Here is a 25,687-nt window from a genome sequence, read left to right as displayed (position 1 = left end):
GAAGGTGGCGCACTTAGTCGCCCTCGGTGCCGGGCTGATCTGCTGGCGAATCTATCGCACCCGCCGCCGCACCGGCATCCGGACCGGCGCCCGCCTTCGCACGATCGAACCACCACTCGACCGGCACCCAGCCCGTCGAACCCGGCAACTCTTGCGGCAGCGTCAACGAAACCGGCGGATAGTGCGCGAGCGCATGCAGTTTCGGCACGAGGTGAGTACGCGACGCGTTGCGGAACACCGACTCCTGATCGGCCGGCAACGCCGCGCCCGCTTCGCGCTCGATCAGCGCAGCGGCGGACGAAGGCGTCAGCGTCAGAATCGTGCGCGGCAGCCGTTGCGGCGCGAGCGTATCGGCGAGCGCTGGATAGCGCTTGCCGAGCACGGCGAGCGTATCGTCGACCAGACGCGCATCAGGAGAGAAGATCAGATAACCGTGCGCCAGCGCGAGCGTCACCGGGAAATACCGTTCCGCCGACAGTTGCGATGCGAACGCCGCCTTGCTCGACAACGCCGTGCCCGCACGCGCGCTAACCGGACGTTGCCACACGGTGACATCGGCGCCCTGCTCGTGCGTCGCGACCGGCAAGCGGCGATAGTCTTCGTCAGCGTGGCCGGATTTGGCGGCCCTCGCCTCATACGCGCCGATCACATTGCCGAAGGTCTTGCCGAGCGCGATCTTCAGCGCGGCGATGCCCGCCGCGTCCTGCGTCTTCACGCGAGCAACGAACACCGGCGCGACCAGCGTGGACTTCGCATACCAGCAGACGGCTGCCGGGCCGGAGAGCTGATCGCCGATCGCAGCGGCGCCTGCCGCGCCCGCGTCGGCCACCTTGGCCAACAGACCCGACGCTTCCTTCCAGTCCGCCGGCAAGCTCGCGCATGCCGCCGGATTGGCCGGCAACGCGCGCCACAAGTCAGCACTATTCCACTGCTGCGGCAACTTGCCCGGCTCGATCAGCGCGGCGGTTTGCCAGCTCGCCGCCGCTTTGCCGTTCGGCGAAAAGTCGAATCGCAACGCGTCGATACCGGAGAAAAACGCCTGATAACCAAACGAAAGGTAATTGGCCGACACCACCAACCGATGCCCCTTCGGTGCATCGCCCGGCGCGTCCAGCTGATAGGCGCGCGCCGCATCGTCGCGGCCTGAGGACAGCATGTCCGACACCGCGTCGGCCCGCTCGCTCAGCAGGCCGCCCTTCGCGTCGAGCAGCACACCGGGGGCGGACAGCACGACGAGGCGATCGTCTTTCGTTGCGAACAATATCGTGCGGCCGACCGCCAGCTTCAATGCGTAGACCGGCACGTCGCCGGACAGCCTGGCGACCTGACTCAACTGCGCATCGCTCGCGGCAACGTTGCCGAAGCCTTGCAGCAGCTTGGCCAGCCCGTTACGGCGCATCGACATCGCCCAGTAGCCGAGGCGCCCATCCGGCGAGCGCCACAGCAGCACATGCGCGGGCTCGTCGAACACGCGGCGGATCAGTTCGTCGCGCCAGTCGAGTTGATGTTCGAATGCAAGACGCCGCAGCGCGCCCTCGGCGGAGAGCCGCGTGTTGTTCGACTCGTAATAGTCGACGAAGTCTTGCGTCAGTACGTCGTGCAGCAGCGGCACGCTCAGTATGTCGCGCGGCAAACGCGAGAGCGCTTCGCTGTCGATCACCGCATCCGGGTGATGAATATCGAGCACGACTTCGCCGGTTTCGGCGGCCTTGCGATGAGCAAACGGACGCCAGACCGCCTGAATGATCACGCCGGCCACGACCAGAAGACCGACTACCAGGATTGCAATCTTTTTACGCGACATCTTCATCTGATTTTTTCTGGTTCGATGCGACGGTATTAACGATGATGGCCGCGGGGATTAACTCGCAGAGATCATTCGCCGAAGGCAGCGATGATACCTGAGATTTTTTGTTAAAAACCAGCGGCGATCTGCATTTAACAGTCGGCAATATTTCAGGAGTTTGATGGCGGAATTGTGTACGCATCGGATTAACCAATTAGCCACCACGTATTAACCGATTAGCGCGCTTATGCTAAATCGGTGCAATTAACCACACACATAAAAAAAGCCCGGCTGCACGATATCGTGCGCCGGGCTATTTCCAGTATTTCCGTTACTGCTTTACAGTGGTTACGTGTTAGCCGCCGTCAAAAGAGTTCGAGCGCCTGCTTCATTCGTTGCGCGCCGGTTTCAATATCAGCCACGCCAGGCGCCGCGAATGACAGCCGCAGCGCCGCTGCATCGATATTGTCTTTATAGAAAGCGACACCCGGCACGAACATGACGTCGCGCTCGATACAGGCGCGCAGATAATCGGACGCATCCTGCCCGCCCGCCAGTCGCGCCCACACGAACATGCCGCCATCCGGACGATGAAACGCGATGCCGCCCGGCAGGTGCGTGTCGAGCGCGTCGCACAGCGTGCGGCATTTCACGGCGTATGCGTCGATGATCCGTGGCAGATGACGCTCCAGCGCGCCGCTCGCGAGGTATTCAGCGGCGATCGCCTGGGTCCACGGCGAACTGCACAGATCGACGGTCTGCTTCGCGACCACGCAGCGGCGCAGGATTTCCGCATGCGCGACCATCCAGCCGACCCGCAAACCGGGCGCGACGATCTTCGACAAACTCGAAAAATGCACCACCCAGTCGCGCGAGCCCGGCACCTGTTCGGAGAGCGCGAGCAGCGACGGCAACGCCGTGCCGCTGAAACGCAGGTCGCCATAGGGATCGTCTTCAACGATCAGGAAGCGGTAGCGTGCCGCCAGCTTCAGTAACGCCGAACGCCGTTCCAGCGACAAGGTCGCGCCGGTCGGATTGGCAAAGGTGGGCACGGTGTACAGCAGCTTTGGCGGCCGGGCCAGGGTGCCCGCTTCGAGCAACGCAGCGAGGGCGGCGACGTCGAGTCCGTCCTGATCGACCGGCACGGTTACCACGTCGGCCTGCTGCAGCTTGAGCGCCTGCAAGGTCGCCGGATAAGCCGGTTGTTCGACCAGCACGACATCGCCCGGCGCGACCATCACGCGCAGCAACAGATCGAAGCCTTGTTGCGAACCAGTCGTCACGAGCAATTCCTGCGGCGTGCAGGCCGTGCCGCGACGTGTCATCAATTGCGCGAGCTGGTCCTTGAGGATGGCGAGCCCATCGGTCGGGCCGTATTGCAGGCAAAGCGTGGTCTGCTGCGACGCACGCGCCGCGGCGGCGTCGAGCCCTTCGCGGTCGAACAGATCGCTTGCCGGATAGCCGCCCGCAAACGAGATCATGCCGGGTTGCGCCAGGTACCTGAACAGCTTGCGGATCGGCGAACCGGTTGGCGCTTCGAATGCGGGGTTGAACGTGAACATGGTGACGGGCCGTTTCTCTGTCGATGAAGGATCGGCGTCGATTGTGGCCATCGTCCAAGTGCGCGGCAAACGATATCTATGCACTACGTATTGCGTTTTCTGCATCATCTGCAGAGTGCGCCTAGACCACGTTCTTCTCCACAATCGGCCGGTTTTCGAGCACGCGAGCAAAGCTGAGCGTGCCGAGATCGAGCGTCGTATAGCGCCCATGCAGAATCAATTCGCTGACGCCGCGGCCGGTCGCCGGGCCTTGCTGCAAACCATGGCCACTAAAGCCGTTGGCGAAAATGCAGTTATCGACGTCCGGGTGATAACCGATGATCGCGTTCTGGTCGAGCACGTTGTACTCGTAATAGCCGGACCAGCAGTTCTGCACGCGCAGCGCTTCGAATTGCGGCACCCGATGCGCGAGCGTCGGCCAGATCACTTCGTCGAATAGCGCGTGATCAACTTCGTCGAGCGGCAAGTCGTCGGGGTCGTTATCCGCTGAAGGCGAGGTGCCGCAGATAAACGATTGGCCTTCAGGACGGAAATACACGCCAGCCGGGTCGATCAGCAACGGACAACGTTCGAGCCGCGCGGGCGAACTGACGTTAAAAATACTGCGGCGGCGCGCGAACACCGGAAGGTCGATGCCGACCATCTGCGCGACTTTGCGTGACCAGGCGCCCGCGGCGTTCACCACTACGTCGCATGGGTAGGTTTCGCCGCTCGCGGTACGCACTTGCGTGACGCGCTTGCCGTCGCGCTGCAGCGCGGTGACGTCTGCCGCGACATAGCGCGCGCCGAGCGCCTGCGCTTTCTTGCGCAGCGCCTGCACGAGACCATAACCGTCGAACCAGCCTTCGCCACTTTCGCCATATGCGCCGGCCACGAGGTCTTCTGTATTGAGCCAGGGAAAGCGCGCTTGCAATGCGGCTTTGTCGAGCAGACTGATATCGGCGCCCAGACTTCTTTGCAGCGCGTGATTCTCGCGCAGCGTTGCCTCACCGGCGGGCGTCGCGAGAAAGAGATAGCCGCCTTCGTGCAGATCGATCGACGGTTTCGCGCCGTCGATCTCGAGCCGCTCGCCGATCGAGCGCAGAAACTCGATGCCGAACAGCGACATCTGAATGGAAAGCGGCGTGGAAAATTGCTGACGGATCGACGCCGCCGATAACGCCGACGACGAGCGTGCGTAAGTCGGATCGCGTTCGATCACGGTGACGCTGACCGTCGGGTCCGACGCCCGCAGAAAATACGCAATCGAGCTGCCGATCACCCCACCGCCGACGATCACGACTTTGGAACTCACGTCCTACCCCACGAGTAACGTGGCCGCTCTTAAACGGCGGGCGGCGCAAACGGATTGCTGAAGCGATGTTGTACGCAGCGGCACGTGAACGCGCCGCTGCTTTCTGCTGAAGCTGCTGAATGCTCTACCGCTGTCAGCCGATATTGAAGTCGATGCCCTGCGCGAGCGGCAATGCCGACGAGTAGTTGACCGTGTTGGTCGCGCGGCGCATGTACGCCTTCCACGCATCCGAGCCCGACTCGCGACCGCCGCCGGTTTCCTTCTCGCCGCCGAACGCGCCGCCGATTTCCGCGCCACTCGGTCCGATGTTCACGTTAGCGATACCGCAATCGCTGCCCGAGTCGGACAGGAAGCGTTCCGCTTCGCGCAGATCGGTCGTGAACACGCACGACGACAGACCATGCACCGCCGCATTGTTCGACTCGACTGCGTCCGCGAAATCCGAATAGCGCAACACGTAGAGAATCGGTGCGAACGTTTCCTTCAACACCACCGGCGTTTGCGACGGCATTTCAACGAGTGCCGGACGCACGTAGTGACCGCCTTCATAACCCTTCACTTCGACACGCTCGCCGCCGAACACCTTGCCGCCTTCGGCCGTGGCCTGCTGCAGCGCTTCCTGCATGCGCGCATACGATTGCTTGTCGATCAGCGGCCCCATCAGCGTGCCCTTTTCGAGCGGATTGCCGATCGGCACCTTGCTGTACAACTGTTTCAGACGCTCGATGGTCTTGTCATAGACGCTCTCGTGCACAAACAAACGCCGCAGCGATGTGCAGCGCTGCCCTGCCGTGCCCACCGCCGAGAACAGGATGCCGCGCATCGCGAGTTCGTGATCCGCGGTTTGCGTGACGATGCCGGCATTGTTGCCGCCGAGTTCGAGCAGCGAGCGGCCAAAGCGCTTCGCTACTTCCACGCCGACCGTGCGGCCCATTTCCGTGCTGCCCGTCGCGCTGACGATCGACGCGCGCGGATCGGCCACCAGCTTCGCGCCGACATCGCGGCCGCCGTTGATCAGCGCGGTCAGGCCGGCCGGTGCGTCGCCGAATTCCCTCAGCGCCTCATTGAGAATCTGATTGACGGCGAGCGCGGTCAGCGGCGTCTTTTCCGACGGCTTCCAGATCACCGCATTGCCGCACACCAGCGCAAGCGCCGCATTCCACGACCACACGGCCGCCGGGAAGTTGAACGCGGAGATCACGACGCAGGTACCCATCGGGTGCCAGGTTTCGGCCATCCGGTGGCCCGGACGCTCCGAGGCGATCGTCAGACCGTACAGCTGACGCGACAGACCGACAGCGAAGTCGCAGATGTCGATCATTTCCTGCACTTCGCCCATGCCTTCCTGCAGGATCTTGCCGGTTTCAAGCGTGATGATGCTGCCGAGCGCCTGCTTCTTTTCGCGCAGACGGTTGCCGAGCAGGCGCACCAGCTCGCCGCGGCGCGGCGCCGGGACGTTGCGCCACGCGGCGTAGGCCTCTTTCGCATTGGCGAGGGCCGCGTCGACTTCCGCCACCGTGTTGCTGGCCACACGGCCAATGAGTTCGCCCGTAATCGGCGAATGAACCGCGATGTCGCCGGCTTGCGCCGCGTGGGCGATGCCGAGGTCGGCGAGGATGGTGGAAGCGTCCATGAGAATCCCTTTAATTTCCAATGCGAAACAAGAGTAAGTTCGGAAACTATACACGTGGGTTTTTGTGGCGGCAAGGGTATTTGCCCGAGGCTGACGGCTGAAGCACGCTTCCAGGCAGTGTCAGCCTTTGTCGGCCATGCGGATCACGAACGCGGAACGGCTGCCGGGCGCACCGGTGCAGACGCTTCGGCGACGCCTCGCTGCGAGCCCATTCGTTTCTTATTGGAAATAACAGCCTTTCACAACCCGCATCCGAACGAGCGCCTGTGTCGCCTTCTGCCGGTTCGTTCTTGACCAATCAATAACCGTATGATTATGATTAAGACATGCAAACCGATCCCGACAATCTCTTCAAAGCGCTCGCCGATCCGACCCGCCGGGCGATCTTCGAGCGCCTCGCGCGTGACGGTGAGCAAAGCGTACGCGCGCTGACCGATGTGGCCGGCGTATCGCAACCCATGGTCTCCAAGCACCTCGGCATTCTCAAACTCGCGGGACTGGTGCGCGATCGTCCGCAAGGGCGCTCGGTCTACTACAGCGCCGACCCGCAAAGCCTGGCCCCGTTGATCGACTGGATGAGTCTATATGCCGCTTTCTGGCGCGACCGGTTCGATCGCCTCGAAACACTATTGAACCGGATGGACCAATGACCACGAACCCTGCCGCCACGCGCTCCGTTATCGTCGAACGGGACATGCCTCATTCGCCGGAGAAGGTCTGGCGCGCCCTCACCCAAGGGCCGCTGATCGAAGAATGGCTGATGGCGAATGATTTTCTGCCGGTCGTCGGCCACAAGTTCACGTTCCGCGCCGCGCCGATGGCGCATTGGAACGGCGTGACGGACTGTGAAGTGCTGGTCGTCGAACCGAACGAAACGCTTGCCTATAGCTGGAACGCGTCGGGCGAAGAAGCGGCCAACGGACTGAAAACCGTCGTCACGTGGACGCTCACACCGACCCAGTGCGGCGTGCTCGTGCGCATGGAGCAAAGCGGCTTCGGGCCTGAAGACGAACAAAACTATCAGGGCGCGAACTACGGCTGGCAACGGTTCCTCGGCGGTTTGGAAAGTGTGGTGGCGGGCCTGGACTGACACGGCACGCGATAAATCACAAGGAGACAAACATGAAGACACGCGTATCCCGCTATCACCCATTGCTGGTGACGCTGCACTGGCTGCTCGCGCTATTGATCACCGGCGCGCTGGTTGTCGGTTTCTTCGGCCTTGCCGCAACGCCGAACATCGATCCCCAGAAGATCGGCGTTTTACGCTTGCACATGGCTGGCGGCATGCTGATTCTCGGCTTGATGGTGATTCGCTTCGTCGTGCGAATGCTGACCGCGAGGCCGGCGCGCGCGACGAGTGGGCATCCATCGCTCGATCGAATCGTGCCGCTCTTTCACTACGGATTTTATGTACTGATCGTGGCGACGGTGGCGACCGGCTTCGCGACGGGCATTCTCGCCGGGCTGCCGGCGATCGTGTTCGCCGGTTCGGGGGCTCCGTTGCCGCCGAGCTTTACGATCTATCCGACCCGGGTGGCGCATGGCTACTTAGCCGTTGTGCTGGTCGGCTTTATCGCGTTGCATGTGGTGGCCGCGTTTTATCACCAGTTCAGCAAAAAAGATCGTCTGCTTGGCCGGATGTGGTTCGGGCGCCGGGCGATCTCGCCGTCTGCGGGGCAATAAGGGCGGAGAAGCAGCGGCAGTATGTGCACCAGGCCGGGGAGCCACACAGCGGAGACCGCAATCCCCCGTGCTCCCCTCGCCTTTGCCGCGCCCTCAAACGCCCGCCATCAGCCTGTCGACCAGCACTCGGGCAAACGGCGGCAAATCCTTCACGCTGCGCACGCATATCTTGAGCTTGCGTTCGGCCCACACTTGAATACGCAGCTTCAGACGAGCGCCGAGTGCGTCGCCTGCGCTGCTCGCCAGACGCAGAGAATTGGAGAGCAAGAGTCGGAGTGCGTGGAATTGAACGCGTGCTTACACTCCGTCATCGCTCGATGATCGCCTGACGGAGAATGCTCATGAATACTGTTGCGAAGCGCGCGCGTTCGCTGGATCTGGACTTGGAACCGGAACCTCCCGCTGAGCAGGATGCCGGCATCGGCTCTCCGACGCAGCGCGTGGACGCGATCGACTGGTTCGATGTCGAAGAAGAGCTGAACGGCTACGGCTGCGCGATCCTGCGCAATCTGCTCACGCGCGACGAATGCGACGCGCTGACCGCGCGCTATCCGCAAGACGACCTGTACCGCAGCCGCATCGTGATGGCGCGGCATGGTTTCGGCCGCGGCGAATACAAGTACTACGCGTATCCGCTGCCACTGCTGGTGGGCGGTTTGCGCAGCGCGCTCTATCCGCGTCTGGCGCCCGTCGCGAATCGCTGGAATGCGGTCATGGATATCGACGTCCGCTATCCGGCCACGCACGCTGAATATATCGAGCGCTGTCACGCCGCCGGCCAGCTGCGCCCGACGCCGTTGATCCTTCAATACGCCAAGGACGATTACAACTGTCTGCATCAGGATCTGTACGGCGAACACGTGTTCCCGCTTCAGGTCGCGATTCTGCTGTCCGAGCCAGGCAAGGACTTCACCGGCGGCGAGTTCGTGATAACGGAACAGCGTCCGCGGATGCAGTCGCGCGCGGAAGTCGTGCCGCTCGGCAAGGGCGATGCGGTGGTGTTTGCGGTTCATCATCGGCCGGTGCAAGGCACGCGGGGGGCGTATCGGGTGAATCTGCGGCATGGCGTGAGCCGGCTGCGGTCGGGCCATCGGCATACGCTGGGGGTCATTTTCCACGACGCGACCTGATCCTGCCTGACCCGTCGAGCCGACGAACCGCCAGCCGTGGCGGCCGCCACGCTGGTGCCGCCGCCTGACTCCGACCTCCGTCCTCCGACCTCCGCCCTCCGTCCTTGCCGGCCGCAGCGCTGCTGCGCCGCCGCGAAAATTCAACAACGGTAATTTTGAACCGGTATCATCCGGGAAAACCCGAACCCGCCGACGCGTTGCGCCACCCTTTGCAGCGCGTCGGCATGCCTGTTCGCGAGTTCATTGCCCGTCGTCGGACGGGGCTTTCAGCCGGTGATCCCGGCATGGCAGCCTCATTCGGCGATATGAAGGTGGCGGGCCGCATGCCCGCTCTGTCGCAATCGGTCAAAAGCCGGTCGCGGTCATTTAGCCTGGATATCATCGATCATGATTGCTGCCGCGTTTTCGCGCGTCGCCGACCGCCTGCTGGTTGCGGACCCGGGGCTCGTGCGTCTCCACACCGCGCTGCGCGCCGCGCTCGCCTGCCTGCTGACCGGCATTGCCAGCATCGCGTGGACTGTCTCTCATCACCAGCCGATCACCCTCGCCGCACCCGGCGTCCTGTTTGGGATGGTTGCGCCACTGTTCGTACGCGACGCGCGGCGGCCTGCGTGGTTTAGCACCCTCTTCTGTCTTTATCTGAGCGCCTGCGTGTGCTTCGCTGTGGCGGCCGTGCTGAGCCGCTATCCGCTAGCTGGGGATGCGGGCTTTCTCGTCGTGATGTTCGCCGGCATGCTGTGCCAGGCTTGCGGGCCGCGCGCGCTGGGTTGCGCGATGCTGGGGGTGGTGTGTTTCTACCTCGGCTTGTATCTGCATCCTTCGTCTGTACATCTTGTGCAGTCTCTTTGGCTGTCGGCGTTCGGGCCGCTGATGGTGGCGCTGGTCGGCCGCGTAATCGTGCCGATGCGGGCGGTTGCCAGTTTCCGGCTTGCCGTTCATACGGTGACGCTGCGCGCATCGCGTGTGCTCGCAACTCCGGGCGCGGTGCATCTTTCGGCGTTGAACGAAGCGGCGCTCTCACTCGAAGAACAATTGGCGTTGCTGAATCCGCCCGATGCCGAGACGATTCGCGAGCGGATTGTCGAAGTGGAAGTTGCGGCTGGACAGCATGCGTTTGCTTTGGCGCCTGCGCGCGACAGCGCGCAAGCAAGTGCCGATGTGCTGCGTCACGCGATTGCCCGGCTCAAGGAGATCGCGCATCGAGGTCATACGCGTCGCGCTTCGCCTTTGTCAGCGCACGGCACTGCTGCTCCGTCCGTGGCGCAACGATTCGCCGACCTACGCGCCAAGCTCTGCTGGCTGCCCGCCACGCGCGCCACGACAGCCGCGTTTCTCGCGATGCTGATCGGGCACTCGCTTTCGCCAGAGCGCTGGTTCTGGGCGGTCATCACGACGTTCGTGGTGTTTCTCGGCACGCGATCCCGCGCTGACACGGTTTATCGCGGCGCGCAGCGCCTAGTTGGGACGTTGGCCGGCGCGCTCGTCAGCGTGTTGCTGGTTGCGCCGCTGCACGACTCGCCGGTGCTGCTGGTTGCGGTGATGACGTTAGGCGTATTCGGCTGGGCTTACTACATCCTGAGCGCTTATGCGCCGGGGGTGTTTTTTATTACCGTGCTGGTAGGGCTTGTGTACGGCGAGTTGGGTTTCGCGATGGGGCCGCTGGTCGAATTGCGGATCGAAGAAGTTTTGGTGGGTTGTCTCGTGTCGTTTGCGGTCGCGATTTTGATGATGCCGCTTGCGGCGACCCGGCATGTCGAGATGAGGCTTGGGGCTGTGCTTGGCGCGCTGAGGGACGTGGTGCGGATTACCGCCGGTTCCGTCACCGACGATCAACCGCGTGCAGCGGTGGTGGCAATGCGCAAGCTCGATCGCGGTTGGCATGATCTGCGCATCGCGCTGAAGCCGTTGCAGACGCAGCGTGTGGTGGTGTGGAATCCCGATGTGGAGCTCGCTACCGGTTCACTGCTTTGTTGTTTGCATTGGGCGCGGATGTTGAGTGATCCTTTGCGCCGCGGCGCGTCAGGCGATGTGGCGCTCAATGCTGCAGTTGTGGGTGCTGCCCATGCGGAATCGATCATTGCACGGCTTGACGTGTTGATTGCGCGGTATAGCGGCGGTTTGGGTGATGCCTCGCGCAGCGAGTTGAATGAAGGCGCAGCGGTACCAAACGGTTTCGATATTGACCCGGCTATGGCGCCGGCGCTTGCTCAGCTTGATGGCTCAGTCGCGCAGTTGTTTGATCGGCTGACGCAGCCAGTTGCCGAAACGCGGCGGGTGTTCAACTGGGCACTGAGAGGTAGAAGCGCGTAGGCGACGATTGGGGTTTCGGTTTTTTGCCTGCTGCGTTGGGCGATTGTTGCTCCTGTGGACTTGTCCACAGAAAATGTTCGCAAGCCTGTGGATAACATCCACACAACCGTGCCAAGTGCTTGATGTAATTAAACTCTTGCGCGCTGCACGTAAGCGCAACCACCTCAGCGATTGCGCCCCTCACATCAGAGATAAACAGATTTCGCCGCCGCGCGGCCCCCCGCGTCCAACAACCGGCTCCGCTCCACCATCGCGCCGAACAGCAGCCCAATCGTCGTCCACATGATCACCTGCATCCCAATCGCCGCGACGCGAAACTTCCACAACAGCACAGCAGGGAAACCACCCGGCACTTCGTTGATCGTAGGCATCGACAACTGCACCGCGCCGATAATCACGATAAACACCACGCCAGCCACAATCGACCCATTCCACGCGCCCAACTTCATCACCTCGCGACGCCGTACCTTCAGCGAAAAGACCATCGCGGTCAGCGAAACAGCAATCATCAGGAAGAACAAGCCCGTTCGCGCCCCGATCGTCTCAGGATCGCCCACCGACGGTGGATTCGCCGGGTACTTGATGTTCGGGACGATCACCACTGCAATGAACGCGCCAAGTGCAAGCCATGCAGACAACGCGCGCGCGCTCAACGTACCAGCCCGGCCATACGCATACGCGAACACCAGCGAAAACAGTCCGCCGAACGCCGCGCCATACGTCACCACGCCTGTCAGCAACCCCAAGCCCGCTTGCGTGCCGCGGCTCACCAGTTCGTCGTGTTCGTGCGCGTCGCCGCTCGCTACTGCGGCCTTTTCCTCGAACGAAATCGCCTGCTCGACCTGCGGTTCGCCAACGACTCTGGCGAAGCCGAACGTGAGCAGTCCCGCGGCGATGCCTGCAAGCATGCCGCGTACCAACAATTTACCAACCATGTTCGACTCCGTTAGTGGCAGGGAAAGCCGAGCAAATGACGGCCATCGTGCACGAACTCATGCACATACATGCCAGGAATCAGCGACGTGGCGCCCTGTTCGGCACCCACGAAATAAAGCGCGAGCAACAGCAGCAAGCCGCCGAACACTACCCAAGGCAGCAGCTCACGCAGAGGTATCGGCGTGGGTTGAGTGGCAGGCTGAGCAGCCGGATCGAAAACAGCATCGGTCATGATGGACATCTCCTGGGGGTAACGCGCCCCGATAGTCGATTGAAGAGGAATGATGCGAAGCTCAGGTCTGGCTTTCGGCGTGTGAATCACCGATTACAGTGGCGCGACCGCGCCGGGCTCTCACCGGCTTCCGCGCTTCGCAGTCCCGCTATTCTACGCGCTAAACTTTGCCCCTCGGTAGCGCAAAGCATGCACGCAGCGTCCAGCTTTTGCCCGGCCTCTATGGAAAGGAATTGAATGGACATCAGGCTGTTACTGGTCAGCCACGCGTCGACTGCCGCCATGCGCGCAGGCCGCTTCCCCGCCGACGATCCGCTCGACGAACGCGGCCTCGCCGAAGCCACCGCCGCGCGTGAGCGTCTGTCGATCGCTCGCGACGCAACAGCCTTCGTCAGCCCGGCCCTTTGCGCACGCGAGACGGCATCGGCATTAGGGCTCGCGGCGACGGTTGCATCCGAACTGGCCGATATCGACTACGGACAATGGCATGGCCGGCGCCTCGCGGACCTCGCCGTCGAGGCACCGCAGGACCTCGCCGCATGGACGCGCGATCCGGATGCGGCCGCGCATGGCGGCGAGTCGTTTAGTCAGCTCGTGAAACGGATAGGCCAATGGCTCGACGCGCCAGGCGATGCACCAAACGATGCACACAGCGTCGTCGGTGTCACGCATGCGCCGGTGATCCGGGCCGCGATTGTTCACGCGCTGGGTGCGTCGTCCGCAGTGTTTCCACGCATCGAAATCGCGCCGCTCTCGGTAGTCGAGTTGCGACGCTCGCAGCGCGGTTGGACGTGGTGGCCGGCGCGGTAGAGATGGCGGCCGCGTGGGCAGCCAGATCAAGACTCACTTGCCCGAGACGACCAGCCGCAGTTTGTTCGATCCCACCGGCGTCGCGGTAATCTCGGTCCACCTGGCGAGTGCGCCTGCATACTGAAGGTCACCTCGCTCATTGTTCACATCCTTTGGTGCCGAACATCGCCGCTAGCGCACAGACCGACGTAAGCATGCGCGCGCCGTCGTGAGAGATTAAAAATCATGCAGCTTGCTCCTGATAACCGTGCACTGTCGAGAACGCGGCGCATCGACATGAAGTGCCACCGATGAAGCACCGCTGCGGCGCGCGCAGCGCCGCCGGAAGTATGACTGCCTTGTCACCAGCGCGGAGTGTGCGAGAACACTGATTCCAGATGCTCCACTACCTCCTCCAGGCCAGGGGACCCGATTAAGTATTAGCGGTGTGAAGCTTTCTTTGCTTACTTTCTTTGCGGCGGCGCCCCGAAGGAAGTCCACTTGGTGGGCAAAGAAAGTAAGTGCCTGCCCCGCACAGGGGCGAAGCTAATAGACCACTAAGAAATCAAGGAAAGGCCAACGCCGCAGGCGCACAGCTAAAAAGCGCCCCGCAAGGCAAAAACCCCAAATTCAATAGTTTGCTAACGAATATTTTAGAAATACAATACCGCCCATGCCGACCCTCGACACCTTACGCCGCACAGTCAGCAGCACCTTGATCGTAGCCGCCAGAAAATGGCGGCGCACAAGCCATGGCGTGCTCACGACCTTCAACGTCTCCGAAGCATGCGCCACGCCGCTGCTAACGGCGAGCCGCCTGGGCGAAGCAGTCCGTCAGGTAACACTGGCCGATCTGATCGGCATCGAAGGCCCATCACTAGTCCGATTGCTAGATCAACTATGCGCAGCGGGCCTCATGCGCCGCGACGAAGACCCAGACGACCGGCGCGCGAAAACGGTCACCCTGACCGACGAAGGCCGCGCCGTCACCGCAAAGATAGAAGAAGAACTGGTCACCCTACGCACGCAGGCTTTGAGAAACGTCACGCGCAGCGATCTCGAAGCGACCTTGCGGGTACTGGCCGCCTTCGTGGCCGACGCCCCCACCGATCGCGACGATTCCCCAGACAACACGAGTACCGCAGGTAAGCCAACCAAACCGACCAAAACAAAAAAATTAAACAAAGACAAAGCAAACTCAGCAACGCCACACAACACCAGGAACACGGCGTAACCGCTTATGGTCTACCCCACCATCCGCGACTTGCTGTTCTCGGTCAAAACTTTTGCCGCAGCCATGCTGGCGCTCTACCTTGGTCTCGCGCTCGAACTACCGCGACCGTACTGGGCGATGGCCACGGTCTACATCGTGTCGAATCCGTTTGTCGGCGCGACCCGTTCAAAGGCGCTCTATCGTGCGCTCGGCACCGCGATCGGCGCGGCAGGCGCGATCCTGGTGGTGCCGCCATTCGTCGAATCGCCGTACCTGTTCAGCGTAGTCGTCGCGTTATGGACCGGCACGCTGCTATATCTGGCGATCTCCGACCGCACCGCGCGCAGCTACGTGTTCCTGCTGGCGGGCTATACGCTGCCGATGATCGCCTTGCCTTCGGTGACCAATCCGGGCGGCGTGTTCGACCTCGCGATCACCCGCACCGAGGAGATCACGCTCGGCATCGTGTGCGCGAGCATTGTCGGCGGGGCGGTGTTTCCGAGCCGGCTCGCGCCCACCATCATCGAGCGGACCGACGCATGGTTTCGCGACGCCGCGTTCTATGCGACCGAAACGCTCTCGGGACGCATTGCCGGCTCGGCGATCTCGGCGGCCCGCCAGCGGCTCGCGGCCACCATCAACGGGCTGGAACTGCTGCTGAGCCAGCTCGCCTACGACCACACCCGGCCGGACATTCTGGCGCGCACTCACGAGTTGCGCGGACGCATGCAATTGCTGCTGCCCCTCATGTCGGCGCTGGCCGATCCGCTGATCGCGCTCTACAACAGCGGCCGGCATTCATGGCCCGAGGGCCTTGAAGCATTGCTTGCCGATGTCACCAAGTGGTTCAATGCGCCGGTTCCCGTCGCCAGCAAGGGCAACCACCCCGACCCCGTAGCCGACGCGCTGCGCGCGCGGATCGCGGCGATGCAGCCGCCGCCGGCAGCGATGGCGAGCTGGGATGGCGCGCTGCTGTCGAGCGCGCTGTGGCGCCTGAAGCAGGTCATCAATGTCTGGCAGGACTGCCGCACGCTGCGCATCATCATCACGCGCGAAGAAGGTTCGTGGCGGCCGCGTTTCCGCCATTGGCGCCTGGGCGGCACCGAGCGCTACTTCGACCGCGGCATCATGCTGTTTTCGACCGGCTCCGCAGTCGGCGCGATCATCCTCGCGTGCAGTTTGTGGATCAGTTCAGGCTGGGCGGACGGCGCCGGCGCGGTGACGCTCGCGGCGGTCGCATGCTGCTTCTTCGCCGCGCTCGACGAACCCGCGCCGATGGTCTTCAAGTTCTTTACGTCGACCGCGGCCAGCGTCGTGTTCGCGGGCCTCTATCTGTTCGTCGTGCTGCCGCACGTGCATGACTTTCCGATGCTGGTGGTCATGTTCGCCGCGCCATTCATTTTCGTCGGCACGCTGATCCCGCGCCCGCAATTCAATCTCGCCACGATGCTGGTCGCCGTCAACACGGCCACCTTCATCAGCATTCAGGATGCCTACGATGCCGACTTCCTGGTGTTCCTGAACAGCAATCTCGCGGGCCTCGCCGGGCTGCTGTACGCGTTTCTGTGGACCCGCGTGACGCGCCCGTTCGGCGCCGAACTCGCGGCGGCGCGGCTGTTGCGTTCGAGCTGGGCCGACGTGGCGCTGACCGCCTCGACGCGCACGATCGACGATCCGCGCAATCTCGCCGCGCGCATGCTCGACCGCCTGATGCAATTGATCCCGCGCCTCGCCGCCACCGACGATCATCGCCATCCGTCGATCGAAAGTTTCCGCGATCTGCGCATCGCCTTCAACGCGCTCGACCTGCGCCGCCTGACCCACAAACTCGGCGGCGAAGCGCCGGCCGCAATCGACCACGTGCTCGAAGGTGTGCGCGAACACTTCGAAACCTGCGTCGACCGGCGCGTACGCCAACCGGTGCCCGACAGCCTGATGTCGTCGATCGATGCAGCCGTGGCGCGCGTCATCGCACAGGGACTCGCCAATGCCGGCGCGCCGAGCGCGACCTCGCAGACTTCGGCACGGCAATTACGCGACGCACTGCACGCGCTGGTCGGCTTGCGTCTGTCGCTGTTTCCGGCCACGCTAACCACACCCACGCCGCCCGAACCGGAGCCCGCCGCCTGATGCGCCCGTCCCGCAACCTGTTCTTCCTCCTGACTCACTCCCCGCGATGATCGGTGAAATCGATATCTTCGGCGTGTTCGTGCCGGCCGTGCTCGTGCTGATGTTGATCGCTTATCTGATCAACCTGGTCATACGCACGGCGCTCGCACGCGTCGGCTTTTACCGCTTCGTGTGGCACCGTTCCATCTTCGATCTCGGCATCTATGTGCTGGTGCTGGGCCTTGTCGTCGTCGTTTCGCACAGACTAATAACGTGAAAAAAACCTGGTTCTCCGTCGGTCAAATTCTGCTGACCCTGATCGTCGTCGTGATCGCGGCCCTCGTGCTGTGGAAACTGGTCAGCTATTACATGTTCGCGCCGTGGACCCGCGACGGGCATGTGCGCGCCGACGTGATCCAGGTCGCGCCGGATATCTCGGGGCTGATTTCATCTGTCGATGTAGTGGACAACCAGCAGGTCAAGCAAGGCCAGGTGTTGTTCGTCATCGACCAGGCGCGTTACGCGCTCGCACTGCGCCAGGCACAAGCCACCGCGCAGCAACGCCGCGCGACGCTCGAACAGGCGCGCCGCGAAGACGCACGCAATCGCAAGCTCGGCAATCTGGTCGCGGCGGAAGTCGGCGAAGAAAGCCGCTCGCGTGTCGAACAAGCCGAAGCCGCGTTCGCCGATGCGAACGTCGCGATCGATACCGCCAAGCTGAATCTGCAACGCACCACCATCGTGAGTCCGGTCGACGGTTATCTGAACGACCGCGCGCCGCGTACCGGCGAGTTCGTCGCGGCGGGCCGGCCGGTGCTGGCGGTGGTCGATATGCATTCGTTCCGTATCGACGGCTACTTCGAGGAAACCAAGCTGCGCGGCATCGACATCGGCCAGCCGGTCGATATCACGGTGATGGGCGAGCCGAGCGTGCTGCGCGGTCACGTGCAAAGCATCGTCGCCGCGATTGAAGACCGCGACCGCACGCAAGGCTCGAATCTGCTGCCGAACGTGAACCCGGCGTTTAGCTGGGTGCGGCTCGCGCAGCGGATTCCGGTGCGCGTCGCGCTCGATGAAATCCCCGCCGACTTCCGCATGATCGCGGGACGCACCGCGACGGTGTCGGTGCGCGACCTGTCGCCGGCCGGCAAGCCACGGCGCCTTTCCGACACGACGGGCACGTCGGGTGCAGTGGAAGCCCCGGCGGCTTCGTCTGCGTCCGCTGTTCCGGCTGTCTCTGCTGCACAGGCGACGTCCACGGCTGTCATCTCGGGCGCCTCGAAATGAAACGCTCGCGTGCCTTGCCCTTATTGCCGCTGTTGCCTCTATTGCCGCTCGCCCTCGCGCTCAACGGCTGCGTCAACGTCGGCCCCGATTACTCGCTGCCGAAGCAGGCGCTGGTCAACGCGCCGCTCGCCAATGCACCGCTCGAAGGCGCCGACACCACGTTGACGTCACGGCAGAACGTGCCGGCCGTGTGGTGGAAGCTGTACGACGATCCGGTACTGAACAGCCTCGTCGACGAAGCGCTGCAATCGAACACCGACTTGCGCGTCGCAGCGGCGAATCTGGCGCGCGCGCGTGAAGCGTTGGGCGTCGCGCAAGCGCAGGGCGGTTTCTCCGGCAAGACTTCGGCAGCGATCGAGCGTGCGCAGGAATCGGCCGAGCAATTTCTGCTCACGAAGAAACTGCCGGTCGTCAATGAAGGCGACATCGGCATCAGCATCTCGTACGAAATCGATCTGTTCGGCAAATTGCGGCGCGGTGTCGAAGCGGCGCAAGCGGACACCGAGTCCGTGCAGGCCGCCGGCGATCTCGCGCGGATCACGGTGGTTGCGGACGTGGTGCGCTCTTATGTCGAACAATGCTCGGCGGCCGAGGAACTCAGGATCGCGCAGCAATCGCTGACGTTGCAGAAGCAGCGCGTGGACGTGTCGCGCCGTTTGCGCGATGCGGGCCGCGGCAATCAGACCGAAGTGACGCGTGGCCAGACGCAGGTCGATACCCTGGCGGCGGATATTCCGCGCTATACGGCGCGCCGCAAGATCGCGCAATACCGGCTGGCTGCCCTGCTCGCTCGCGCACCGTCCGATCTGCCGCCGGCGGTGCTGGCTTGCAATACGTTGCCGCAAATCCGTCAGCCGATTCCAGTCGGCGACGGCGCCGCGCTGCTCAAACGCCGCCCAGACGTGCGCGAGGCCGAGCGTGAACTGGCGGCTTCGACGGCGCGAATCGGTGTCGCCACCGGCGCGTTGTATCCGACGGTGAGCATCGGTGCATCGGCCGGTTTGACCGGGGTCCTCGAAGACCTCGGCACCTCGCCGACCGCGCGCTGGGGCTTCGGTCCGCTGATCAGCTGGACCTTCCCGACAAACGGTGCGCGCGGACGTGTGCGCGAATCGGAAGCGTCGAGCAATGTGGCGTTGGCGAAATTCGACGGCGTGGTGCTGACCGCGTTGCGAGAGACCGAAACCAGCCTCGCCACCTACGCCGCCGACTACGCCCGCGCCGACGCATTGCGTGCCGCGCTGAAGTCGGCTACGGAGTCGGCGGATGAAACGCATCGGCTGTATCTCGCCGGACGCGAGTCGTTCATTTCGGATCTGGATGCGACGCGCACGCTGACGTCGACGAAATCTCAGGTGGCGGCGGCGCAAGGTCAGGTGGCGATCGATCAGGTCAACCTGTTCCTCGCGCTCGGCGGCGGCTGGGAAACCAATCCGCAGACGGCGCCTGCCACTGCAACGCCTGCCAAGGCCGTGCCGACCGCGGCAGCCAAAGCGCCTTGACCAGCCTCAATCGCTTCTGACGATGAGCCGTGCTAGCGCGGCGGCGGCACCGCGCCGCGCGCGCTGACCCAAGCCGGTCCAGAAGTTATTTTTGAAAAGCTTTCTTTTACCTTTCAATTCGGTTTAAATACGGGCCTTCATCTACACGTTTCGGGGGCACGGATGTCGAACTTCATGCAAGGCGCAGCCACGTTGGGCGGCTGCATCGGCGTATTCACGGTGGTTGTCGCGATGGTGGAGATGCTGGCGAACTGAGCGGCATGCGTATGCGGCGGCGGCTTCAGGCAGCCCGCCGCTTCGCCGCCGCCTGGTGAATCGCGGCCCGCACCCGCGGATAAGTGCCGCAACGGCACACGATGTTCGACATTGCCGCGTCGATGTCGGCGTCGGTGGGATCGGGCTTCTGCTTGAGGAGCGCACAGGCCGCCATCAGCTGCGCGCTTTGGCAATAACCGCATTGCACCACGTCGAGATCGAGCCACGCCGCCTTCAGCGCCTGCGCCTCGGCGCCCTGCACGCCTTCAATGGTCGTCACCTTCTGCGTGTGCAAGCTCGACATCGGCGTCTGGCAGGCGAGGCACGCCTTGCCGTCCAGATGGATCATGCACGCGCCGCAAATCCCCACGCCGCAGCCGAACTTTGTGCCCGTCATGCCGAGCTCGCAGCGCAGCACCCACAGCAGCGGCATATCCGGCTCGGCTTGTACGGCCACTGCCCGGCCGTTGATGTTCAGCGATCCCATGCTTTTCTCCGTGAGTGCGGCAGGCTTCACCATGAGCTTCACGCGAGCTTCAAAGGCAACGCGCGCAGCCGCTGGCCGGTCAGCGCGAACAGCGCATTGGCGACTGCCGGCGCGATCGGCGGCGTGCCCGGTTCACCGACGCCTTGTGGGTGCATCTGGCTCGGCATGATGTCGGTTTCGATCACCGGACAATCGTTCATACGCACCACCGGGAAGTCGAGGAAGTTCTTCTGCTGCACCTGGCCGTCGACGATCGTGACTTCATCCTGCAACGCGGCCGAGAGACCGAACACGATCGCGCTCTCCATCTGCTGACGGATCAGGTTCGGATTCACCGGCATTCCGCAATCGATCACACAGACCACGCGATGCACGCGAATCCGCTTGTCCGGCCCGAGCGACACCTCCGCCACTTGCGCAACGACGCTGCCGAACGCCTCGTGCAGCGCGACGCCGCGCGCTTGCGGGGCGCCATCTGCGGTGTGCTTCAGTGGATGTCCCCAACCGGATAGTGCCGCCACACGCCGCAGCACGGCCAGATGGCGCGGATGCTGTGCGAGCAGCGCCGCGCGAAACGCGATCGGATCCTGGCCGGTGGACGCGGCGAGTTCGTCGGTGAAACTCTCGGTGAAAAACGCCTGGTGCGAATGGCCGACCGACCGCCAGAATCCGACCGGCACCGGCAATTCGACGATCTCGTGGGCCACACGTGCGGTCGGCCATTCATAGGGCTGATCGAAGGCGCCTTCGCAGGTGGTCTTGTCGATCGGAATGCGCGGCAGTCCGTAGTAACGCGCGAGCGAATCCGGCACGATCGCCTGACTCGCCGAGGTGCTGTGCCACGCGACCAGCTTGCCCGCGCCGTCCAGCCCCGCCTTGAAGCGCGACAGGCACGCCGGGCGATAAAAGTCGTGCGTGAAGTCCTGCGCGCGCGACCAGATCGTTTGCACCGGACGGCCGCCGCCCTCGCGCGCAATCGCCGCCGCCTGCGAAATGAAATCGAGTTCGAGACGGCGCCCGAAGCCGCCGCCGAGCAGTTGCGTGTGCATGTCGACTTTGTCGGCGTCGATGTCCAGCACTTTCGCGACGTGGTGGCGCGCGAGGGCGGGCATTTGCGTCGAGACCCAGACGGTGGCCGCACCGTCCGCGAATTGCACCGTGCAATTGATCGGTTCGACCGCCCCGTGTGCGAGATACGGCGCATAGTACTCGGCCGTGATGGTTCGCGCCGCGCCGTGCAACGCCGCATCGACGTCGCCGCGGTGGTAGTAGGCGAAGCCGTCGCCATCATCCAGCGCTTGTGCGAGGCGGCGCTTCACATCGGCGGTGGACAACTTGGCTGCGGCGCCGTGATGCCACTCCACTGTGACTGCATCGACCGCGTTCATCGCGCGGAACGGATTATCGGCAATCACGGCGACGCCGCCACTGCCGCCGTTGTGTGGCTTCAACGAGAACGCCTTGATGAAGCCCGGCATTTTCATCGCAGCCGACGCATCGAAATGCGACACGGTGCCGCCTAGCGTTGGGCACATGACCACACTGGCGTACAGGAGGCCATCGGGCAACGCGTCGATGCCAAAGCGCGCCGTGCCGTTGATTTTCGACGCGGCCTCGATGCGCCGCACCGGTTTGCCGATCAGCTTGAAGTCAGTTGGATCTTTCAGCGCGACTTTGCGCGGCAGCGGTTGCTGCGCAGCCGATGCCGCCAATTCGCCGAAGCTCGCCTTGCGGCCTGATGCGTGCAGCACGTGGCCCGCTTCCGCGCGGCATTCGCCGGCCGGCACATGCCATTGTGCGGCCGCCGCGCCGATCAGCATCGCGCGCGCCGAGGCGCCGGCTTCGCGCATCGGCGTCCACAGGTCGTTGATGCTCGACGAACCGCCCGTCATCATCGTGCCGGCGTCGCGCGCTACTTTGCTCGTCAACCAGGCCGTGGTGCGCTTGATGGCGCTGTCGTCGTCCGGGCGAAACGGCAGATCGTCGACGATGCCCTGCACGCTGTTATAGATCTTGTCGATCGGCGAGCTCTCCACCCGCACCTGCAACCAGTCGGCGTCCAGTTCTTCGGCGAGCAGCATCGCGAGGCCCGTGTGAATACCCTGCCCCATTTCCGCTTTGCTCATCATGATCGTCACGCTGTTGTCGGCGGCGATCTTGACCCAGCCGTTCAGCGCCACCTGCGTGCCTTCGGCCGGCAGCGGCGTGGACGTGGTCAGCCGCTGGCCCGGCGGCAGAACCGACCAGCCGACCAGCAGCACGCCGACGGCGCCGGCGCCGCCGAGCAGGAAGGTTCTGCGCTTTAACATGACATGGTTCGCTGAGCGTGCACGATGACAGAAAAGCTGTAAGGGCGCAGATAGGCGCCGACCACTTCTTCGGAACAGTAATAAGACGTGCGAGGGCCTGCTCGAATGAAACTCCCGCGTTCAGGCCATTTCCGCGCGGCACCGGCGGATGACATCGGATGGTGTCGGATGTCAGGCAAGCCGTGTGTCGTTTCATTAAATGACATTCGTGACACTACGGCACGCTGCATTGCAACTGGCTTGAACGGCAAGACGTGGCGCATTTTCGCTAGCGCCCGGCATTGCACATCGCATGGAATAAACGCACGACCCGCACGTTCAGTATTCCAATGACGGCTCACACTACCTGGACGAACCTCACGGGCATTTCATGCCCGGCACGTTCGGCGGAAAGTTGCGCGCATTCAGAACAGCGCTTGCCTTCCGACTGCGGCGCGATACGTCGCATGGTCATGCAAGCCGCTCATCAATCGATCAGGAGACTTGCATGCGCGATCTTGCAATCGCGCTATCGCTCGCCGCAACGACAGCGTTAGGCGTGGCCGCGTGTGGCGGCCATTCGGATTCGGGCATGGCCAGCATGTCCAATATGAGTGTGCCGACGGCCGGTAAGTACAAGACGACGGGGGTGTATGGGAGGATCGATGCGTTGTAGTGAGGGGTTGGGCGGTGCCGTTCGGGATACGTCGGGTTTTGAACGGCACCACACCAGATCACCCCCGCTCCCGAATCATCTCGATCAACGCCCGCAGCCCCGCCGGCACATGGCGTCGTCCGGGATAGTAAAGACACAACCCTTCGAACGACGGCGTCCAATCTTTAAGCACGCGCAGCAATGTCCCCGCCTCAAGATCAGCAGCCACATTCCACTCGGTCATATAAGCCAGCCCGAATCCCTCCCGCGCCGCCTCCATCACCAGCGTCGGTTCATCGAGCGTCAGCATGCCTTGCACATCCACGCTAATCGTCTCGCCGCGGCGCTCGAACTCCCAGTGATAGATACGTCCACTCGGCATGCGCAGCCGAATGCAACGGTGCGCACGCAAATCATCCGGCGTGCGCGGCTTTGGATGCTCGGCAAAATAAGCCGGACTGCCAACTACCGCAAAACGCTGCGGTTGATTGAACGGCACCGCGATCATGTCCTGCGGAACGCTCTCCGCCAGTCGAACACCGGCGTCGAATCCTTCGACCACGATGTCGATCATGCGCCCTTCGGTGACGAGGTCGAGTTTCATCTCCGGATAGCGGCGCAGATATTCCAGCAGCAAAGGCATGATCTGCCGCGCCGCACCTGCGGATGTGTTGAGGCGCAGCGTTCCCGCCGGCGTATCGCGATAGCTGCCGGCCTGCTCGATAGCCACGCGAATGGTCGACAACGCAGGCGCGACGCTGTCGACGAACTGCGCACCCGCCTCGGATAACGACACGCTGCGCGTGGTGCGGTTGAAGAGCCGTACGCCGATGCGCGCCTCCAAAGCTGCAACCGCATGACTGAGCGCCGACGTCGACACGCCGAGTTCCGTCGCCGCCGCGCGAAAGCTGCGACGGCGCGCCACCGCGAGCACGCCTTCCAGTTCACTCAAACCGGGCGTTTTCATTATCCCATCCTGCTCAACGAATCATCTTTGATTATATGGCTAGTCAGCGCAATCCTCGAGGGCTATCGTGAAGGCAATTCGTATTCGCCACGGCAGGAGTTTTCATGCGACAAATCGACAAGATTTATATCGACGGCGCGTTCGTCACGCCGCACGGCGAGGAATGGTTCGAACTGTTCAACCCGGCAACCGAAGCGGTAATCGGCCAGGTCCGGCTGGCTGACGAAGAAGACGCGCGCCGCGCGATCGCAGCCGCCAGGCGCGCCTTCCCGCAGTTTTCCCGCACCCGCACAGCAGAGCGGATCGCGCTGCTCGAACGCATGCACGACGCGGTGCAAGCCAGAGAAGACGACCTGTTCGAAGCGATCGTCGAAGAATACGGCGCACCGGTTTCGCGCGCGCGCTGGATGGCGAAATATGCGGCCGACGTGCTGGCGGAAGTCGTCAAGGTGCTGCGAACTTATGACTTCACGCGCCGCGCCGGCAGCGCCGATGTCGTCATGCAACCGCTCGGCGTAGCCGGCCTGATTACGCCGTGGAACAGCAATGCCGGCTTCATCTGCGGCAAACTGGCGGCGGCGCTCGCGGCTGGTTGCACGGCCGTCGTCAAGCCGAGCGAGATGAGCGCAATCCAGACGCAGATCGTCACCGAGGCACTGCACGATGCCGGCTTGCCCGCGGGCGTCTTCAATATCATCACGGGCAGGGGCGAAACCGTCGGCGCGGAAATCAGCGCGCATCCGGACGTCGCGAAGATTTCCTTCACAGGGTCCACGGCTGTCGGCAAGACCATTCTGCGCACCGGCGCCGAGACGTTGAAGCGCGTCACGCTGGAGTTAGGCGGCAAATCGCCGATGCTGGTACTGGACGACGCGGATTTCGCCGAAGCGGTGCCATTGGCGCTCCAGGCGGGTTACATGAATAGCGGTCAGGCGTGTATCGCCGGCACGCGAATTCTGGTGCCGCAAAGCCGCCTCGCGGAGTTCGAGGAACGGGTGCGCGACGAGGCCGCACGCGTGCAAGCCGGCGATCCGCGCGACCCGGCCACGCAGATCGGTCCGATGGTCAGCCGCAAGCAATGGGAGCGTGTGCAGCGCTATATCCGTATCGGCGTCGACGAAGGCGCGCGCTTACTTGCTGGCGGCGAAGGCCGACCGGAAGGCCTCAAGAGCGGCTGGTTCGTGCGGCCGACGGTGTTCAGCGGCGTTAGCAACGACATGACGATCGCCCGCGAGGAAATCTTCGGCCCCGTGCTGTCGATCATCGCGTATCGCGACACCGAAGAAGCGATTGCGATTGCCAACGACACGAGCTACGGCTTGCAAGCCTACGTGGTCTCCAGCGACGCGGCGCGGGCTCGCGCAGTCGCCGCGCGTATCGATGCAGGACGCGTGCTGGTCAATACGCTGGCGCACGAACCCGCCGCGCCGTTCGGCGGGTTCAAACAATCGGGCATTGGGCGAGAATACGGGACATTCGGGCTGGAAGCGTTCATGGAACCGAAGTCGATTCTCGGCGTGAACCGAGAATCCTCAGCATCGGCCTAATGCACCGTCGGCACCGTTG

The 25,687-nt window shown here is 63.3% G+C and carries 23 protein-coding genes and 1 riboswitch; of the genes, 13 read left to right on the top strand and 10 right to left on the bottom strand.

The annotated features are described in order from the left end of the window. Positions 1-13: 13 nt before the first annotated feature. The 4 genes from WN982_RS22805 to WN982_RS22790 all read right to left on the bottom strand — a co-directional run bounded on the left by WN982_RS22805 (position 14) and on the right by WN982_RS22790 (position 6,275). Positions 14-1,810, bottom strand: a complete 1,797-nt coding sequence (locus WN982_RS22805; protein ID WP_341317959.1) for a DUF2138 domain-containing protein — start codon at positions 1,808-1,810, stop codon at positions 14-16. A 341-nt stretch (positions 1,811-2,151) separates the two neighbouring features. Then, positions 2,152-3,348: a PLP-dependent aminotransferase family protein gene (locus WN982_RS22800; protein ID WP_341319381.1), complete on the bottom strand. Its 1,197-nt coding sequence runs from the start codon at positions 3,346-3,348 to the stop codon at positions 2,152-2,154. Positions 3,349-3,469: 121 nt separating this feature from the next. Next, entirely contained in the window at positions 3,470-4,642 is a 1,173-nt protein-coding gene (locus tag WN982_RS22795) for an FAD-binding oxidoreductase (RefSeq protein WP_341317958.1), read from the bottom strand. 133 nt (positions 4,643-4,775) lie between these two features. Then, positions 4,776-6,275: an aldehyde dehydrogenase family protein gene (locus WN982_RS22790; protein WP_341317957.1), complete on the bottom strand. Its 1,500-nt coding sequence runs from the start codon at positions 6,273-6,275 to the stop codon at positions 4,776-4,778. Between the two features lie 326 nt (positions 6,276-6,601). Here WN982_RS22790 and WN982_RS22785 point away from each other — a divergent pair, with 326 nt between their 5' ends. The 3 genes from WN982_RS22785 to WN982_RS22775 are packed head-to-tail and all read left to right on the top strand — an operon-like array spanning position 6,602 to position 7,961. Further along, positions 6,602-6,925 (top strand): metalloregulator ArsR/SmtB family transcription factor, encoded by a 324-nt coding sequence (locus WN982_RS22785; RefSeq protein WP_341317956.1) that lies wholly within the window; start codon positions 6,602-6,604, stop codon positions 6,923-6,925. Next, positions 6,922-7,365, top strand: coding sequence for an SRPBCC domain-containing protein (locus WN982_RS22780; protein ID WP_341317955.1), 444 nt, complete (start codon positions 6,922-6,924; stop codon positions 7,363-7,365). The genes WN982_RS22785 and WN982_RS22780 overlap by 4 nt, the downstream gene beginning before the upstream one ends. Before the next feature lie 32 nt (positions 7,366-7,397). Further along, complete coding sequence (locus WN982_RS22775) at positions 7,398-7,961, top strand: cytochrome b/b6 domain-containing protein (RefSeq protein ID WP_341317954.1); 564 nt, start codon at positions 7,398-7,400, stop codon at positions 7,959-7,961. A gap of 93 nt (positions 7,962-8,054) precedes the next feature. Here the strand turns inward: WN982_RS22775 and WN982_RS22770 are convergent, their stop codons facing one another. Continuing rightward, on the bottom strand, positions 8,055-8,228 hold the full coding sequence (locus WN982_RS22770) for a hypothetical protein (RefSeq protein ID WP_341317953.1): 174 nt from the start codon (positions 8,226-8,228) through the stop codon (positions 8,055-8,057). Positions 8,229-8,302: 74 nt separating this feature from the next. Here WN982_RS22770 and WN982_RS22765 point away from each other — a divergent pair, with 74 nt between their 5' ends. Both WN982_RS22765 and WN982_RS22760 read left to right on the top strand, forming a co-directional pair. Further along, positions 8,303-9,091 carry a 2OG-Fe(II) oxygenase gene (locus tag WN982_RS22765; RefSeq protein WP_341317952.1) on the top strand — a complete coding sequence of 263 codons (789 nt, stop codon included), beginning with the start codon at positions 8,303-8,305 and terminating at the stop codon, positions 9,089-9,091. Positions 9,092-9,478: 387 nt separating this feature from the next. Then, on the top strand, positions 9,479-11,401 hold the full coding sequence (locus tag WN982_RS22760) for an FUSC family protein (RefSeq protein ID WP_341317951.1): 1,923 nt from the start codon (positions 9,479-9,481) through the stop codon (positions 11,399-11,401). 185 nt (positions 11,402-11,586) lie between these two features. On the opposite strand, the gene WN982_RS22755 is transcribed toward WN982_RS22760, so the two are convergent. Both WN982_RS22755 and WN982_RS22750 read right to left on the bottom strand, forming a co-directional pair. Beyond that, complete coding sequence (locus WN982_RS22755; RefSeq protein ID WP_341317950.1) at positions 11,587-12,336, bottom strand: CbtA family protein; 750 nt, start codon at positions 12,334-12,336, stop codon at positions 11,587-11,589. A gap of 11 nt (positions 12,337-12,347) precedes the next feature. Next, positions 12,348-12,569 (bottom strand): CbtB-domain containing protein, encoded by a 222-nt coding sequence (locus WN982_RS22750; RefSeq protein WP_341317949.1) that lies wholly within the window; start codon positions 12,567-12,569, stop codon positions 12,348-12,350. A gap of 42 nt (positions 12,570-12,611) precedes the next feature. Then, positions 12,612-12,752: riboswitch (cobalamin riboswitch) on the bottom strand. A 54-nt stretch (positions 12,753-12,806) separates the two neighbouring features. Here WN982_RS22750 and WN982_RS22745 point away from each other — a divergent pair. From WN982_RS22745 to WN982_RS22720, 6 genes are all read left to right on the top strand, one after another. Continuing rightward, positions 12,807-13,379, top strand: coding sequence for a histidine phosphatase family protein (locus WN982_RS22745; RefSeq protein ID WP_341317948.1), 573 nt, complete (start codon positions 12,807-12,809; stop codon positions 13,377-13,379). A gap of 652 nt (positions 13,380-14,031) precedes the next feature. Continuing rightward, positions 14,032-14,592: a MarR family transcriptional regulator gene (locus WN982_RS22740; protein WP_341317947.1), complete on the top strand. Its 561-nt coding sequence runs from the start codon at positions 14,032-14,034 to the stop codon at positions 14,590-14,592. Positions 14,593-14,598: 6 nt separating this feature from the next. Next, positions 14,599-16,701, top strand: a complete 2,103-nt coding sequence (locus WN982_RS22735; protein ID WP_341317946.1) for an FUSC family protein — start codon at positions 14,599-14,601, stop codon at positions 16,699-16,701. A 46-nt stretch (positions 16,702-16,747) separates the two neighbouring features. Continuing rightward, complete coding sequence (locus tag WN982_RS22730) at positions 16,748-16,957, top strand: DUF1656 domain-containing protein (protein WP_341317945.1); 210 nt, start codon at positions 16,748-16,750, stop codon at positions 16,955-16,957. Beyond that, the gene (locus WN982_RS22725) at positions 16,954-17,967 is read left to right on the top strand and encodes an HlyD family secretion protein (protein ID WP_341317944.1); all 1,014 of its coding nucleotides are present in this window, start codon (positions 16,954-16,956) and stop codon (positions 17,965-17,967) included. The genes WN982_RS22730 and WN982_RS22725 overlap by 4 nt, the downstream gene beginning before the upstream one ends. Further along, positions 17,964-19,469, top strand: coding sequence for an efflux transporter outer membrane subunit (locus tag WN982_RS22720; protein WP_341317943.1), 1,506 nt, complete (start codon positions 17,964-17,966; stop codon positions 19,467-19,469). The genes WN982_RS22725 and WN982_RS22720 overlap by 4 nt, the downstream gene beginning before the upstream one ends. Before the next feature lie 280 nt (positions 19,470-19,749). On the opposite strand, the gene WN982_RS22715 is transcribed toward WN982_RS22720, so the two are convergent. Both WN982_RS22715 and WN982_RS22710 read right to left on the bottom strand, forming a co-directional pair. Next, on the bottom strand, positions 19,750-20,211 hold the full coding sequence (locus WN982_RS22715; protein WP_341317942.1) for a (2Fe-2S)-binding protein: 462 nt from the start codon (positions 20,209-20,211) through the stop codon (positions 19,750-19,752). Between the two features lie 38 nt (positions 20,212-20,249). Continuing rightward, a complete protein-coding gene (locus WN982_RS22710; protein ID WP_341317941.1) occupies positions 20,250-22,520 on the bottom strand; it encodes a xanthine dehydrogenase family protein molybdopterin-binding subunit in 2,271 nt (756 codons plus the stop codon). 487 nt (positions 22,521-23,007) lie between these two features. Here WN982_RS22710 and WN982_RS22705 point away from each other — a divergent pair, with 487 nt between their 5' ends. Then, a complete protein-coding gene (locus WN982_RS22705) occupies positions 23,008-23,175 on the top strand; it encodes a hypothetical protein (RefSeq protein WP_341317940.1) in 168 nt (55 codons plus the stop codon). A gap of 58 nt (positions 23,176-23,233) precedes the next feature. On the opposite strand, the gene WN982_RS22700 is transcribed toward WN982_RS22705, so the two are convergent. Next, on the bottom strand, positions 23,234-24,121 hold the full coding sequence (locus tag WN982_RS22700; RefSeq protein ID WP_341317939.1) for a LysR family transcriptional regulator: 888 nt from the start codon (positions 24,119-24,121) through the stop codon (positions 23,234-23,236). A gap of 104 nt (positions 24,122-24,225) precedes the next feature. On the opposite strand from WN982_RS22700, the gene WN982_RS22695 reads away from it, so the two are divergent. Then, positions 24,226-25,668, top strand: coding sequence for an aldehyde dehydrogenase family protein (locus tag WN982_RS22695; protein ID WP_341317938.1), 1,443 nt, complete (start codon positions 24,226-24,228; stop codon positions 25,666-25,668). The last annotated feature ends 19 nt before the right edge of the window (positions 25,669-25,687 follow it).

It is taken from the genome of Paraburkholderia sp. IMGN_8 (genome assembly GCF_038050405.1).
Taxonomy (GTDB): Bacteria; Pseudomonadota; Gammaproteobacteria; order Burkholderiales; family Burkholderiaceae; genus Paraburkholderia.
This window is presented reverse-complemented; position numbering and strand designations above follow the sequence as displayed.

What these genes read in the sequence shown, in the direction of transcription:
- WN982_RS22805 (WP_341317959.1), bottom strand. Translation starts at nt 1,810, where the DNA reads ATGAAGATGTCGCGTAAAAAGATTGCAATCCTGGTAGTCGGTCTTCTG.
- WN982_RS22800 (WP_341319381.1), bottom strand. Translation starts at nt 3,348, where the DNA reads ATGTTCACGTTCAACCCCGCATTCGAAGCGCCAACCGGTTCGCCGATC.
- WN982_RS22790 (WP_341317957.1), bottom strand. Translation starts at nt 6,275, where the DNA reads ATGGACGCTTCCACCATCCTCGCCGACCTCGGCATCGCCCACGCGGCG.
- WN982_RS22785 (WP_341317956.1), top strand. Translation starts at nt 6,602, where the DNA reads ATGCAAACCGATCCCGACAATCTCTTCAAAGCGCTCGCCGATCCGACC.
- WN982_RS22780 (WP_341317955.1), top strand. Translation starts at nt 6,922, where the DNA reads ATGACCACGAACCCTGCCGCCACGCGCTCCGTTATCGTCGAACGGGAC.
- WN982_RS22775 (WP_341317954.1), top strand. Translation starts at nt 7,398, where the DNA reads ATGAAGACACGCGTATCCCGCTATCACCCATTGCTGGTGACGCTGCAC.
- WN982_RS22765 (WP_341317952.1), top strand. Translation starts at nt 8,303, where the DNA reads ATGAATACTGTTGCGAAGCGCGCGCGTTCGCTGGATCTGGACTTGGAA.
- WN982_RS22760 (WP_341317951.1), top strand. Translation starts at nt 9,479, where the DNA reads ATGATTGCTGCCGCGTTTTCGCGCGTCGCCGACCGCCTGCTGGTTGCG.
- WN982_RS22755 (WP_341317950.1), bottom strand. Translation starts at nt 12,336, where the DNA reads ATGGTTGGTAAATTGTTGGTACGCGGCATGCTTGCAGGCATCGCCGCG.
- WN982_RS22750 (WP_341317949.1), bottom strand. Translation starts at nt 12,569, where the DNA reads ATGACCGATGCTGTTTTCGATCCGGCTGCTCAGCCTGCCACTCAACCC.
- WN982_RS22745 (WP_341317948.1), top strand. Translation starts at nt 12,807, where the DNA reads ATGGACATCAGGCTGTTACTGGTCAGCCACGCGTCGACTGCCGCCATG.
- WN982_RS22740 (WP_341317947.1), top strand. Translation starts at nt 14,032, where the DNA reads ATGCCGACCCTCGACACCTTACGCCGCACAGTCAGCAGCACCTTGATC.
- WN982_RS22735 (WP_341317946.1), top strand. Translation starts at nt 14,599, where the DNA reads ATGGTCTACCCCACCATCCGCGACTTGCTGTTCTCGGTCAAAACTTTT.
- WN982_RS22730 (WP_341317945.1), top strand. Translation starts at nt 16,748, where the DNA reads ATGATCGGTGAAATCGATATCTTCGGCGTGTTCGTGCCGGCCGTGCTC.
- WN982_RS22720 (WP_341317943.1), top strand. Translation starts at nt 17,964, where the DNA reads ATGAAACGCTCGCGTGCCTTGCCCTTATTGCCGCTGTTGCCTCTATTG.
- WN982_RS22715 (WP_341317942.1), bottom strand. Translation starts at nt 20,211, where the DNA reads ATGGGATCGCTGAACATCAACGGCCGGGCAGTGGCCGTACAAGCCGAG.
- WN982_RS22710 (WP_341317941.1), bottom strand. Translation starts at nt 22,520, where the DNA reads ATGTTAAAGCGCAGAACCTTCCTGCTCGGCGGCGCCGGCGCCGTCGGC.
- WN982_RS22705 (WP_341317940.1), top strand. Translation starts at nt 23,008, where the DNA reads ATGCGCGATCTTGCAATCGCGCTATCGCTCGCCGCAACGACAGCGTTA.
- WN982_RS22700 (WP_341317939.1), bottom strand. Translation starts at nt 24,121, where the DNA reads ATGAAAACGCCCGGTTTGAGTGAACTGGAAGGCGTGCTCGCGGTGGCG.
- WN982_RS22695 (WP_341317938.1), top strand. Translation starts at nt 24,226, where the DNA reads ATGCGACAAATCGACAAGATTTATATCGACGGCGCGTTCGTCACGCCG.